The following is a 13,159-nucleotide window of genomic DNA, read 5'->3' as shown; positions in this document are numbered from 1 at the left end:
CGCACAGGCCACTCTTTACTCGCGGGCTATGGCGTGGTCGGTGAGGGGCCGGCTACGGTGGGCTCGTACATCGCGAACAGGCTCCATCCGCCCGCCAGTCGGGTCGTGACCGTGAGTACTTCGTGGACCGCGCCGTCCTCGGTCGTCTCCTCGTGCGTGATGACCGGTTCGATCAGGGCCGCGTCCTGGCTGTGCCAGTGCGGCGCGATGCCCGGCAGCGCGAGCAGCGACTCCAGGGCGGCCGTGACGTCGGTGTCGAACGGGCGCCGCACCCGAAGGTCCCGGGCCAACGCCACCGCGGTGTCGCGCAGTCGGCCGACGTCGGTGAAGCGGCGGGCGGCCGTCGGGCCGAACGCCCACAGCAGTCCGTTGACCCAGGGCCCGTCCCTCGAGGCTCCCAGCCACGCGCGGAACGGGGCGGTGGCGTCGACGAGGTTCATCGCGTGGTCCAAGAGCGCGGCGGGTCGGGGTTCGAGCCGGTGCAGGAGTTCGCGATATCGCTCTTCCGGCACCGTCTCCGGGGGCGGGTCCTGGGCCGGAGGGCACGCGAGCAGCGACAGGCGTTCGCGCTCGGCTGCGGTCATCCGCAGGGCATCGGCCACGCGGCGGAGCATGTCGGTGGGGGGAGCGGTGTGGTCGCCGCGTTCCAGGGTGGCGTACCAGCGCAGGCTCACGCCGGCGAGCGAGGCGACGTCGTTCTGGCGCAGTCCGGGTGCCCGTGCGGCGGTGCGTGGGCCCAGGTGTACGTCGCCGGGGTCGATACGGGCCCGGCAGGTGGTGAGCAGGTGACACAGGTCCTCGCGCCGGATGTGGTCGGCTTCCAACGTCCATCCCCCCAGGTCGTCGCGTTCACGGATGCGGCGACCGAAAATCGACTTGTTTGTTCCTCCGATGTTCACGACGTTTACCGCTGTGCGCGTCACATCGTGTCATTCGACGATTACGTGCGTCGAGCGTGTTTTCCCAGTTGGAGGCGCCGTGCCATGCGACGAAAGATCGAATAGGCAAGATCAGGGAGGCATATCCGCACGTGCATCCCGGTAGGCCGTTCCCCACGACCTACCGCTTCCTGTGCAGGTCAGCGACTATATGGGACGTTGACGCGGCCGTGTGATCACCGAATCGGAGAAGCACGCCATGTCGGCGGAGAAGGGAACACGGATATGCGGGGCACGATAGCGGCCATCGGGTTGGCCGTACTGGCCATGATCACAGCCGGATGCGACTCGGGAGATTCGTCTGCGGCGCAGAAGACGACGCCACCCACGGCGGCCACCCCGTTCTCCCCGGCACCGACATCGACCTGGGCTGCGGAAGCCCTCACGGCCTATCGGAATATGTGGGCGGCCGTCGCTCGAGCGCAACTTACATCCGACTATCAGTCACCGGATATCCCCCGCTACGCGGCGGACCAAGCCCTGGGCTACTTCGTCGTCACCACGAAGGACAACCACTCCAAGGGCATCGTCTCCAAGGGGGAGCCGATCATCGCCCCGCGTGTGACCCGTGAGACCACCGAGTCGGTGACCGTCGCGGACTGCGTGGACGACTCCACATGGCTGAACTACTCGGCAACTACGGGAAAACCGATCGACGACGTTCCCGGAGGACACCACCGAGGGGAGGCCGTCGTCACCAAATCACCAGACGGCTGGAAGGTTACCCATCTGACTTTGGAAGGAGTAGGCACGTGTTAGCGGCCCGAACAGCTGCCGTGGCGGCGTTCGTTATGCTTCCTCTGACATTGACCATGGCACCGGCCCACGCCGACGGCCGCATCGGGACGGGCACCGGCAGCATCACCTGCAACGGCTCCCAATGTACGATCAATGTCGGGAACAGTCCCGGTACGAGCACCCCGGGCGGTAACGGACAGGGCGCGACGCCTGCGGGTACCGGCGGAACCGCGGGCGGAACCGCGCCGCAGGGTCCTCCCGTTCAGGGGCCGCTCGGCAATCCCGCTCCCGGGTTGGCGCCTCCCGCGTTGCGCAACACCGGTGTACCTCCTGCCCCTCCGGCTCCGCCGTCGCCGCAGGAGGTGGCGCAGACGGCGGTGTCGCAGCTGCGCCTGCCGTCGCCGGTGATTGCGACGAACCCGCTGGGTGAGCAGATCGTGAATGTGCCGACGTGGTTGTGGATCGCTCCGGCGTCGTGGGTTCCGGTGTCGGCGACGGCGGAGGTGCCGGGGGTGTCGGTGACCGCGACCGCGACGCCGCAGCGAGTGATCTGGACCACAGGCGACGGGGCGACGGTCACCTGTGCCGGGCCGGGGACGGCGTACTCGACCCGGTTCGACCCGGCGTCGACGTCCCCGGACTGCGGTCACACCTACGTCCGTTCGTCGGCGTCGCAGCCGGGCGCCGCGTACACCCTGTCCGCGACGATCGAGTGGACCGTGACGTGGGCGGGCGCTGGCCAGACCGGGGTCGTGCCGGGGATGCGGACCACCGCGCAGGTTGCCACGCGGGTGGCCGAGGTGCAGGCCGTCGTCGTCGACTACCGCCCCTGATCCCCTCCATTTCCTGACACGACGCCTGTTCGAGGCTCGATCCGACTTTTCGATGGGAGGCGAGTTGTGGGTACCCCCATGCCCGAATCGCCCGCGCGGGGTGTGAACGGCGCCCCGACGCGCGGCCGCGCGGGGCGGAGCACGCCCGGGGAGGCCCGGCGCGATGCCGCGCGGCGGGCGCCGGCGGCGGTGGGTGAACGTCGGCGCAGGCACGGCTGGTTGTGGGGCGGGATCGCCCTGGTCGTCGTCGCCGGTCTGTTGTTCGCGCTCGCCGCGCAGCGCCTGGGCGATCGCCACAGCGTGCTGGCGCTGTCCCGCACGCTCCCGGCCGGGCAGGTGATCGGCGACGGGGACCTGCGCCGTGTTCGAGTGGCCGAGGACGGCGGCCTGGGCCTGGTTCGCGACGGCGACCGCGCGCAGGTGGTCGGCCGGGTGACGCTGGTCCCGCTGGAGGCGGGGGCCCTGTTGCAGCGCTCGTTCCTGGGCGAGACGCAGGCGTGGCCGCCTGCGGGTCGGGCGGTGGTGTCGGTGTCGGTCAAACCCGGTGGCGCGCCCGGCCAGTTGCGGGAGGGGCAGCGGGTGGCCGTGATCGAGGCCGCCGCACCCGCCGCTCCCGCGCCCGCCGCGTCGGGGGCGGCGAGTGAGCCGCCGGCGGCGCGGGTGGTGGCCACAGTGGTGACCCTGGGCGGCGCGTCCGTGAACGCGCAGGAGTTCGTGGTGAGTCTGTTGGTGGAGATTCCCGCGTCGCGAACGGTGACCGCGATGCGGGAGCCGCGCCTGGTCGTGTTGCCGGCGACCACGAGCGAGGTGCCGTGATGCGTCGGATGGTGGTGGTCGCCTCGCTCAAGGGCGCGCCCGGCGCGACGACGACCGCGTTGGCGTTGGCGACCCGCTGGCCCACCGTTGCGTCCGACCCGGCGTCGGGGGAGGTGCCGGCCGGGGTGCGGTTGTTGTTGGAGGCCGACCCTTCGGGTGGGGACGTGGCCGCCTGGCGCGGTCTGTCCCACAGCCCCGGCCTGTTGGACCTGGCGGGCGCGGTGCGCCACGGCTCCGACCCGGGGGACCTGATCGCCCGCTGGGCGCAGTCCCTGGCGGAGTCGGGGGCGTCGTTGGTGGCGGCGCCCGCGAGCGCGGCGCAGGCCCGCGCCGGCAGTGAACTGCTCGCTCGAGCGTCGTTCGCGGCCGTGCGGGCGTCGAACGAGGCGGCGGTGTCGGGTGTGCTGGTCGTCGACGTCGGCCGGCTCGGGCCGGTGGAGTCCTCGTGGGCGAGCGTGGCCGACGCGCTCGTGCTGGTGACCCGGGGTGGGGTGGACGCCCTTGCGCACGTCGCGGCCGGGATCGAGGACCTGAAGGCGGCCGCGTCGTGGATGTGTCTGGCGGTGGTGGGGCCGTGCCCGTACCCGATGGCCGAGATCGCCCGCACCCTCGGGCTCGACCGTGTACAGCACCTGCCGTGGGACCCCGACGCCGTCGATGCGATCCGCTGCGGCAGATCACCGCGCCGCCGCGGCCGCCGGTCGCTGGGCGCGGCGTTGGAGGAGTTGATCCGCGAGGTTCGCCGCCACATCGAACTCCCCGGCGCGGCGCGACAGATCGAGCTGTCCCCGCCGTCGCCGTTGGGTGGGATCGACAAGGGAGGCCGTCGATGAGTACCCCTCGCGACCCGGCTCACCTGCCGTGGATCGGTTACGAGCAGACCCCCGGTCGTGACGAGCAGGCATACGCGGCCGCGTTGCGTGAGCGGATCGGCCCGCGGATGACCGCCTACGCCCAACAACTGGAGGACGCGGGCCTGCCGGCGCAGTCCGTCGCCGAGCGTGAGGCGACCGTGCGCAGCCTGTTGGCGTCGGAGCTTGCCGCCGACACCGCCACCAGCCTGCAGGCGGGCCGCGCCCCGTTGGACGAGCTCGCGGAGGCGCGGGTGACGCGCCTGGTGGTGGACGGCCTGTTCGGCCTGGGTGGTTTGCAGCGGTTGTTGGAGAACCCGGAGATCGAGAACATCCACGTCAACGGCTACGACCGCGTGTTCGTCAGGTATGCGGGCGGGCGCAAGGAAAGGGTCGAGCCGTTCGTGTCGAGCGACGAGGAACTCGTCGAGTTGTTGCGGACGGTGGCCGCGCGTTCGGGTGCGGAGGAGCGGCGTATCGACCGCACCCAGCCGAGCCTGAACCTGCAGTTGCCCGACGGGAGCCGCCTGTTCGCGGTGATGTTCCTGACGCCCCGGGTGTCGCTGTCGATTCGCCGGCACCGCTTCCCGCGGGTGACCCTCGACGTCCTGGAGCGCCTGGGCGTGTTCGACCGCGACCTGCGGAATCTCCTGGGCGCGTTGGTGCGGGCCCGGATGAACATCCTGGTCGCGGGCGGCACCGACACCGGCAAGACGACGCTGTTGCGCGGCCTGGTGTCGGAGATCCCGCCCGAGGAGCGCCTGATCACCATCGAGGACACGTTCGAGCTGGGCCTGGAGCGCGACGAGCAGGCACACCCCGACGTCGTCGCCATGCAGGCCCGCGAGGCGAACCTCGAGGGTGTCGGCGCGATCGACCAGGCCGAACTCGTCCGCAAAGGGCTGCGCATGGCTCCGGACCGGGTGATCGTGGGGGAGATCCGCGGCTCCGAGGTCGTCCCCGCGTGCAACGCCATGAGCCAGGGCAACGACGGCTCCCTGTCGACGATCCACGCCTCGACGTCGGCCGGGGTGTTCGCGAAGCTGGCCGCGTACGCCGCGCAGTCGCCGGAGCGGTTGTCGATGGAGGCGACGAACCTCCTGGTCGCCGCCGCCGTGGATTTCGTCGTGCACGTCGCCTGGTCCACCGACAAGCAGCGCGTGGTGGACTCGGTCCGCGAGATCGTGGGCGCGGACGGCCCGCACGTTGTCTCCAACGAGATCTACCGCCCCGGACCCGACATGCGCGCCGTGCCCGCGACGCCCCTGCGCGCCGAGACCGCGGAACGCCTGATCCGCGTCGGCTGGCAACCGCGCACCACCACCGCATTCGGCGGCGCCGCCTGGGGCGGTGGCCGATGAACGCCACGGTGCTGGTGTGCGGGCTGCTGGGCATGGCCGCAGCCGGCGGCGTCGTTCTGGCCGCCGCCGGATGGTGGGGAACCCCGGTGCGCGTCGAGGCCGACACCGACACGGCGCCGCCCCGTTGGCTCCTTGCGGCGCGCGAGGTCCTGCGGCATCAACGCCTGGTCGTCGGTGCCGTCGTGACGGGCGTTGTCATCGGCGCGTTGACCGGCTGGCCCGTGGGCGGGTTGTTGACCGCGATCGCCGTCCTGCTGGTGCCACGCATTGTTGCCCCCGATCGGGGTGCGCGGGAGCGGACGGAGCGGATCGAGGCGGTGGCGGTGTGGACCGAGATGCTCCGCGACACCCTGTCCGCCGCGGCCGGCCTGGAGCAGGGCCTGCGGGCGACGGCCGCCGCTCCACCGGGCCCGTTGGTGGTGCCGGTGCGGGCGTTGGCGGCGCGGATCGAGGCGGGGGAGCGGTTGCCGGACGCGTTGCGGGCGTTCGCCGACGACGTCGACGACCCCACTTGCGACCTCGTCGTCACCGCCCTCGTGCTGGCGGCCGAACGCCAGGCCCGCCAACTCGCCGCCCTCCTGGGCACCCTGGCAGAGGCCGCCCGCGAACAGGTCGTCATGCGCCTGAAGGTCGACGCGGAACGCACCCGCGTACACAGCAGTGTGCGCATCGTTGTCGGCACCACCCTCGCCATGGCCGCAGGCCTCGTGCTGCTCAACCGCCCCTATCTCGAGCCGTTCGACACCGGCACCGGGCAACTCGTCCTGGCCGCGGTCGGCGCCCTGTTCGCCCTCACGTTCGCCTGGATGGCCAGGATCGCCGCGATCCCGGCGCCCGCCAGGCTGCTGCGCTCGGCCCAGGCCCCCACGCCCGCCGGCTCCCGGGAGGCGACGCCGTGATCTGGCCCATGATTCTCGGCGCACTCGCCGGCACCGGCGTCCTCGTCGCCCTCAAGGCCGCGTTCCCACCCCGAACCCCGCTGTCCGAAGCCCTCGCCGCCCTCCACCGCCCCGCCACCCCCACACCGATCACCGACACCGAGGGCGAGCGCTGGTCCGCCCGCGCCGGACGCCTGCTGGTCCCCGCCCTCCTCGCCCTGGGCCTGCCCCACACCGGACTGCGCCGAGACCTGCAAGTGGTGGGCCGCAGTGTGGAACGCCATCTCGCGGAGAAGGCCGCCGCGGGCATCGCAGGGCTCCTGCTCCCCCCACTGTTCCTGGGTCTGCTCATGGCCGGCGACGCCGTCGACGCGGACGTCGTCACCCCCACCGGCGCGGCCCTGTGCCTGGGCGTCGCCCTGTTCCTTGCGCCGGATGCGGACGTGCGCGCCAAAGCCCGCGCCCGCCGTGCCGAGATGCGCCACACCCTGGCGGTGTTCCTCGACCTGGCCGTCGTCTCCCTCGCCGGCGGCGCCGGCGTCGACCAGGCCCTCAACGACGCCGCGTCCGTCCCGAGCGGATGGGCCGCCCAACAACTGCGCCGCGCGTTGTCGACCGCCGCGCTCACCCGTACCGCCCCCTGGGAGCCACTGGCGCGGCTCGGTGAGGAACTCGACGTGCGCGAACTCCGGGAGCTCGCCGCCACGGTCGCCCTGGCCGGTTCCGAAGGGGCCCGGGTACGCGCTTCGCTGACGTCGAAGGCGGTGAGCATGCGCACCCGCCAACTCACCGACGCCCAGGGCGCGGCGAGCGCCGCCACCGAACGCATGACCCTGCCCCTCGCGGTGTTGTTCCTCGGGTTCCTGCTGTTCATCGGCTACCCCGCCGTCTCCGCCGTGGGATCCGGCCTGTGAAGCCCCCGCTTCCCGGATCCTCCCGGGCCCCGAATCCCGACCTCCACTCCACGACCGGCACGCAAGGAAGGCACCGATGACCATCCCGGAGAACACCACCCCGGACGAACACGAACGCACCACTTCAGAGCCCCGCTGGGCCCGGGCGCGGGCCCTGTGGCATCGGTTGCGTACCGAGGACGACGGCTACACCACCGAGACGATCATCGTCACCGCGACGCTGCTCGCGATCGCGATCGCCGTCCTGGTCATCCTCCGCAACAAAATCGTCGCGAAAGCCAACTCGATCAACTTCGGCATGGACACCGTCGAGGCCGCCACCCACACCGCAGCCACCGCCGCCCACACGTTCCTCACCCTCCTGTAGGCGCCGTGACCATCTCGACGACGCTCCCGCGCACCCGGAGCTCTCGTCCGCGTTCGATCCCCGCGTCCCCGAGTGGCGCCGGCGCGCCGGATCGTCTCGCTCGTGTGCGTGCGCGGCTGCGCGGGGACGCGGGCGCGGTGACGGCGGAGTTGGCGGTGCTGACGCCCGTGGTGATGCTGATCCTGTTGTTGATCGTGCAGTTCGCGTTGGCCGTGCACGCCCGGCACGTCGCGCAGGCCGCCGCGTCGCGCGCGCTGGCCCAGGCCCGCGCGGACGGGGGCACCGCCGCCGCGGGACAGGCCCGCGCCGAGTCGGTGCTGGCGGCCGTCGCCGGCGGCACGTTGCACGACCGGTCCGTACGGGTGACCCGCGACGGCACCACCGTGCGCGTGGTGATCACCGGCACCGCCACCTCCGTCGTCCCCGGCATGCACCCGCGCATCAACGTCGCCGTCACCGGCCCCGTCGACACCTTCAGGCCCGACCTCGGCCCGGGACGGTGACCGATGCCTCCCCGCACCCTGCGCCTCACGCTCGCGCTGCGCCGCCGGCTCGCGCGCGTGCGCCAAGAGGCCGACGCCGGCTCCGTCGCGGCCGAACTCGCCGTCCTGTTACCGCTGTTGGTGCTGGTTCTCCTGCTCGTGGTTGCGGCCGGGCGTCTGGCGGGGAACCGGATCGAGATCAAGGACGCGGCGCACCAGGCCGCCCGCGCCGCGTCCCTGGCCCGCGACCCCGTCTCCGCTCGCGCCCGTGCGGAGTCCACCGCCCGCAGCGCGCTGGACTCCTCCGGCCTGTCCTGTCGCAACGTCGGGGTGAGCGTCGACGTGTCCGCGTTCGCGCCCGGTGGCGTCGCCCGGGTCACCGTCCGGTGCACCGTGGACCTCGCGGACGTGACCGCGACGGGGATGCCCGGCAGCCGTACCCTGGCGGCGACCGCGACCAGTGCCGTCGACACCCACCGCGGCGTCACCGCCGGCGGTGCGCGGTGAACCCCGCACGAGAGGCGCTCCCCAGGCTGCGTGCTCGGGCACGGGGCGCGGACCCGACCGGCGACGCGGGGCGGATCACCGCGTTCGTCGCCGCGTTGATCGCCGGCCTGATGCTGTGTGCGGGTCTGGTCCTGGACGGCGGCCTCGCGCTTGCGGCGAAGACGGATGCGCTCGACGCCGCCCAGGAGGCGGCCCGTTCCGGAGCCCAGGCCCTGGATCTGGCCGCCGCGCGTGGCACGGGCCCCGCCGTGGTCGACGCCGCACGCGGCCGGCAGGCGGCGCTCGACTCGTTGGCTGCCGCCGGATATCAGGGCACGGCAACGGTCGCCGGGGCTCGGGTGACCGTGCACGTCACCCACCGGCAGCGCACGCAGATCCTCACCCTGGCCGGGGTTTCCGAGATCACGGTCACCGCGAGCGCGAGCGCCGAGGCACAGCGTGGCGTCCTCACCAAAAACGACTCCCGACCCGGAGGCACACCATGACCTCCACCCACCCCTCCACCGGAGCGCGCCGCATCCTGCGCGCGACGACAACCGCCCTGCGCCTGCTGTTCGGCACGGCCGGCCTGACCCTGGTTACCGCAGGCATTCCGTGGCTCCTGGTGCGTTTCGTCGGCAACCCCGACCCCTGGCAACACCGGGAGGGGTGGGGCTCCCCGGGCCAGACCTGGGACAACCTGTCCCAACCCCTCGACGAGGACGTCCTCATTCGGCTCCTGGCCCTCGTCGCGTGGATCTGCTGGCTCGCGTTCGTCCTCAACATCCTGGGCGAACTGTGGTGGTACCTGCGCCGGTTGCCCGCCTTGGCCGCCGACACCGGCGCCCGCGCCGCCCACGCCGCGCACATGGCGGAGTTGCCCGCCCATCGCATGGTCGCCGCCGTCCTGGTCGGGGGCGTGATGCTGGCCGTCCTGGCGATGTGGCGCACCGGCACCGCCGCCGCGGCACCCGCGGCCGCGTACCAACCCGCGCCCAGGCCCCCGGGGATCGCCCAATCGGCGACGATCACCCACGAGCACCCGCCCGCCGTGCCGCCGGCTGCCGGCGGGCACACCGCGAACGCCCGCCTCGTGCCCGGCCGTACCGCCGTGTCCGGGCCGCCGGTGCCGTACACGGTCGTGCGCGGCGACACTCTGTGGGACATCGCGGCCGAGCGCCTGGGTGATCCGCTGCGCTGGCCGCAGATCTACACCCTCAGCAAAACCCTCACCCAACCCGACGGCGCCCACCTGAGCGATCCCGACCTCATCGAACCCGGCTGGACCCTCCACCTGCCCGCCGACGCCACCACGCCCACCACGGACGCCGAGGAACCGAACGAAGCACCACAGGAGCCGGACACGGCGCCCACCCCGTCCGCCCCGCCCGCCGCTTCCGGGGCACCCGTGTACCCGCACATGCCCGACGTGCCCGGCGACTCCGGACCCGCGGCCCCGCTTCCGTCGCAGCCCACCACGCCCCCGGCCACCGGGATGCCCGGCGACTTTGCGCCGACCCCGGCCCCGGACACGAGTGTTCCGGCACCGGCCGCACCCCCGGCCCCGACGAAGGCGCTCCCGCCGGCTGCGCCTTCCCCACCCCCCACCACCGCCGCTCCACCTGCCGACGCTCCTCCCGCCGCCGCGCCCGTGCCGTCCGCGCCCGGTGCCTCGACGTCCCCGGCACCCGTTGCGCCCGCCGAGGACGAGGACGGTGGGCCGGTTGGCATCAATGTGGGGGAGGCGGGTTTCATCGGCGTCACGCTCGCGGCGGGGATCGCCGCGACTTTGGCGTTCGCCCGTGCGCACAGGCGTCGTCGGCATCGGGTGGGGGATGCGGAGCCGCCGCCGTTGTCGGGGATCGTGCGCGAGGCCCAGCACGCCCACCTGTGGGCCCACCACACCACCCCCGCCCCCGACGATCCCGACGGCGACGAAGTCGCCCACGACGCCCCGTCGTCGGCCGACGTGGCCCCGCGCCGCCCGGTGCCCGGTGTGGCGCGGCCGGCGTCGACGATCACGGTGGGGGTGCGCGGGCGGCGGGAACTCACGGTGTGGGACGCCACGGCCGGCAACGGCCTGGGCCTGACCGGCCCGGGTGCGTTGGGGGTGGCTCGGGCGGTGGCGATGAGCGTGGCCACCGCCGCCCAACGCACCCGCCCCGATCCACCGCCCGCACGCGTGCTGCTCACCACCGCGGACGCCGCGATCGTCCTGCCCGACCACCAACCCCCGCGCGAGGGCGGGCCGTTGCGGATCGTCGCCGACCTCGACCGGGCCCTCGACGAGGCCGAGGCCCACCTGCTCGCCCACCGCCGCGCCGCCGAAAACGACGACACCGACGAGCGCGGTCCCGGGACGCTGATCCTGCTGACGCGCGCGGATCGGCAACGCCTGCCGCGGATGCGGGCGATCGCCGCGCACGGCGCCGGCGGGGGAGTGGCGATCCTGACCCTGGGAACCTGGCCGGGCGCGAGCTGCCACGTCCAGCCCGACGGCTCCCTGACCCGCACGGCCGACACCCTGGGTCCGCCGGTGCGGTTCTTCCACCTCGATCCCGAGCACACCCGCGACCTCCTGGACCTGCTGGCCGCCGCCCACGGCCACACCCCGACCCCGCCCACCGCCCGCCCGCGACGCACCCCACCGGGACCCACGGCGGCGCCCCGCCCGAGCAACCGCCCCGCGACCCCACGCCGGGGCGGGACGTCCACGATCGTGGTGAGCCTGCCCACCACCACCACCGAACTCCCCGACCCCCCGCACCGCATGCCAGCCACACCGTCCTCCCCACCCGATGCCGCCGAGGCCGATGCGGAGGTCGACGACGAAGCTCACGCCCGAGCCGATCCGGCTACCGGCACCACCGCCGCGGCCGACGCCCACACCGCGGACGACCACGAACCCGACGCGGATACCGCCCCTGCGCCGGAACGCGACGCCGATGCCGATGTCGGCAACGGGACGCGACCGCAGGAAGAGTCGGACGGCACCGGCACCGGCACCGGCTCCGCGCGGCGCGACGACGGCGACCCCGAAGCCCCCGGCACGGACGCGGAGACGAATTCGGACCGGGGCGGGGACGCCGAGGGCGAAGGGGCCCCCGTCGAGCGGGGTGCGCCGCGTTCCTCGGAGCCCGTGGTGGTGTTGCGGGTGCTGGGGAAGTTCGGGATCGACGCGGCCGGTGAACCGATCCCCCTCGGCGCGTCCCTGAGATCGGGGGTGAGGGAATTCCTCGGTCTTCTGGCGGCTTATCCGGAGGGAATTCGAGGAGAGGAATTGGCGGACAAACTGAATACGCCGATGGATCCGGTGGAGGCGCGCAGGGAAATGGCGAACATCCGCCGCTCCGCCCGCAAGATCCTTGCCCGGGCCGGGGATGCGGTCGGCGCGCGGTGGGCCGTGTTCTTCTCCCGCTCCGGGGACCGCTACCTGTTGGCTGCGGACCAGATCACCAGCGACCTGCGCATCCTGACCACCGCCCTGGACACCGCCGCGCACGCCGCAGACCCCGCACAGGCCGCGGCCGCGTGGCAGCGGGCGATCACCGCCTACCGCGGCCCCTACCTCGACGGCTCGCCGTATCCGTTCGCCGACACGATCCGCGAGAGCGTCCACCACCGGATCGTCGACGCCCACACCCGCCTGGCCGAACACCACACCACCACCGGCGACACCGACCACGCCCTGGACCTGCTCGCCCGCGCGATCACCCTCGACCCCACCAACGAAGCCCTCCACCAAAAGACCATGCGCCTGCAACTGGACGCCGGCCACACCGACGCCGCGGTGCGCACCCTGGGCGCGCTGCGCCGGGCGCTGGCCGAGATCGACGCCGAACCCGACCCCGCGACCCTCGACCTGTTGGCCGCCGCCGACATCCCCGACGCCCGCCGAGCGGCCTCCTGACCCCACCCGACGTCCCCCGAGGGGCCGTTCACCCCCGGACCGTTTGGGCGTCGCCTGGGGCGTCGCCTGCCCCGTCGCCTGGGGCGTCGTCCTTGGAAACGACGCCCCCCAAGAGGCCGTTTCCGCAGCTCACGGCCCGATGTGCACCCGCGAAAATGCGCAGGCTGTATATGGGGTTCATCGTGAGTAACCCCAATCCACTCCCGGCGGCCCGGCCCCCTCCCCCCGGCCCCACGTTTCTCCGGCTCGTAACCCCTCCTTTGTTCCTGTTCCCGTCCCCTCTCCTCTCTCTCCCTGTCTCCCTCTACCTCCTCGCTCCCCTGTTCCCCCAGCCCCGGCCCCCGGCCCCGTGCCCGCGCCGGCCCCGTGCCCGCGCCCGCGCCGGCCCCGGCCCCGGCCCCGTGCCGGCAGCTGGTGTGGGCCGGCCCGCCCCGGGGGTGCCGGCGCCCCGCGCGCGGGCCGGGGCGGCCGGATTTCGGTCGTGGGATTCGCGGCCGGCGATAGAAAGCGTCGCGCATTCCCTATTCCGGCTCCGATTCGGTCGAGGCATTCGCCGAATACCAGCAATTCGCGGCGGTGCAATTC

The 13,159-nt window shown here is 73.2% G+C and carries 13 protein-coding genes; 12 read left to right on the top strand and 1 reads right to left on the bottom strand.

Going from position 1 to position 13,159, the window contains the following annotated elements:
• Positions 1–26: 26 nt before the first annotated feature.
• Positions 27–824: a helix-turn-helix domain-containing protein gene (locus ACH4XV_RS40445; protein WP_395798252.1), complete on the bottom strand. Its 798-nt coding sequence runs from the start codon at positions 822–824 to the stop codon at positions 27–29.
• Between the two features lie 339 nt (positions 825–1,163).
• Here ACH4XV_RS40445 and ACH4XV_RS40440 point away from each other — a divergent pair, with 339 nt between their 5' ends.
• The 12 genes from ACH4XV_RS40440 (at position 1,164) to ACH4XV_RS40385 (ending at position 12,574) form a co-directional block, all read left to right on the top strand.
• Entirely contained in the window at positions 1,164–1,697 is a 534-nt protein-coding gene (locus tag ACH4XV_RS40440; RefSeq protein WP_395798250.1) for a hypothetical protein, read from the top strand.
• Between the two features lie 356 nt (positions 1,698–2,053).
• Positions 2,054–2,509, top strand: coding sequence for a hypothetical protein (locus ACH4XV_RS40435; RefSeq protein WP_395798248.1), 456 nt, complete (start codon positions 2,054–2,056; stop codon positions 2,507–2,509).
• Between the two features lie 78 nt (positions 2,510–2,587).
• Positions 2,588–3,325: an SAF domain-containing protein gene (locus ACH4XV_RS40430; RefSeq protein ID WP_395798246.1), complete on the top strand. Its 738-nt coding sequence runs from the start codon at positions 2,588–2,590 to the stop codon at positions 3,323–3,325.
• Complete coding sequence (locus ACH4XV_RS40425) at positions 3,325–4,158, top strand: hypothetical protein (protein WP_395798244.1); 834 nt, start codon at positions 3,325–3,327, stop codon at positions 4,156–4,158. Before ACH4XV_RS40430 ends, ACH4XV_RS40425 begins: the two co-directional genes overlap by 1 nt.
• Complete coding sequence (locus tag ACH4XV_RS40420; RefSeq protein ID WP_395798242.1) at positions 4,155–5,537, top strand: CpaF family protein; 1,383 nt, start codon at positions 4,155–4,157, stop codon at positions 5,535–5,537. The genes ACH4XV_RS40425 and ACH4XV_RS40420 overlap by 4 nt, the downstream gene beginning before the upstream one ends.
• On the top strand, positions 5,534–6,436 hold the full coding sequence (locus ACH4XV_RS40415; protein ID WP_395798240.1) for a type II secretion system F family protein: 903 nt from the start codon (positions 5,534–5,536) through the stop codon (positions 6,434–6,436). Before ACH4XV_RS40420 ends, ACH4XV_RS40415 begins: the two co-directional genes overlap by 4 nt.
• The gene (locus ACH4XV_RS40410; RefSeq protein WP_395798238.1) at positions 6,433–7,329 is read left to right on the top strand and encodes a type II secretion system F family protein; all 897 of its coding nucleotides are present in this window, start codon (positions 6,433–6,435) and stop codon (positions 7,327–7,329) included. Before ACH4XV_RS40415 ends, ACH4XV_RS40410 begins: the two co-directional genes overlap by 4 nt.
• A gap of 76 nt (positions 7,330–7,405) precedes the next feature.
• Positions 7,406–7,696 carry a hypothetical protein gene (locus ACH4XV_RS40405; protein ID WP_395798236.1) on the top strand — a complete coding sequence of 97 codons (291 nt, stop codon included), beginning with the start codon at positions 7,406–7,408 and terminating at the stop codon, positions 7,694–7,696.
• A gap of 104 nt (positions 7,697–7,800) precedes the next feature.
• Positions 7,801–8,199 (top strand): TadE family protein, encoded by a 399-nt coding sequence (locus ACH4XV_RS40400; RefSeq protein ID WP_395798234.1) that lies wholly within the window; start codon positions 7,801–7,803, stop codon positions 8,197–8,199.
• Positions 8,200–8,202: 3 nt separating this feature from the next.
• Positions 8,203–8,685 (top strand): TadE/TadG family type IV pilus assembly protein, encoded by a 483-nt coding sequence (locus ACH4XV_RS40395; RefSeq protein ID WP_395798232.1) that lies wholly within the window; start codon positions 8,203–8,205, stop codon positions 8,683–8,685.
• Positions 8,682–9,170 carry a pilus assembly protein TadG-related protein gene (locus tag ACH4XV_RS40390; RefSeq protein WP_395798230.1) on the top strand — a complete coding sequence of 163 codons (489 nt, stop codon included), beginning with the start codon at positions 8,682–8,684 and terminating at the stop codon, positions 9,168–9,170. Before ACH4XV_RS40395 ends, ACH4XV_RS40390 begins: the two co-directional genes overlap by 4 nt.
• A complete protein-coding gene (locus ACH4XV_RS40385) occupies positions 9,167–12,574 on the top strand; it encodes a BTAD domain-containing putative transcriptional regulator (RefSeq protein WP_395798228.1) in 3,408 nt (1,135 codons plus the stop codon). The genes ACH4XV_RS40390 and ACH4XV_RS40385 overlap by 4 nt, the downstream gene beginning before the upstream one ends.
• The last annotated feature ends 585 nt before the right edge of the window (positions 12,575–13,159 follow it).

Source organism: Embleya sp. NPDC020630 (assembly GCF_044334985.1).
Lineage (GTDB): Bacteria > Actinomycetota > Actinomycetes > Streptomycetales > Streptomycetaceae > Embleya.
Note: the sequence above shows the minus strand (reverse complement) of the source record. Positions and strands in the feature narration are given on the sequence as shown.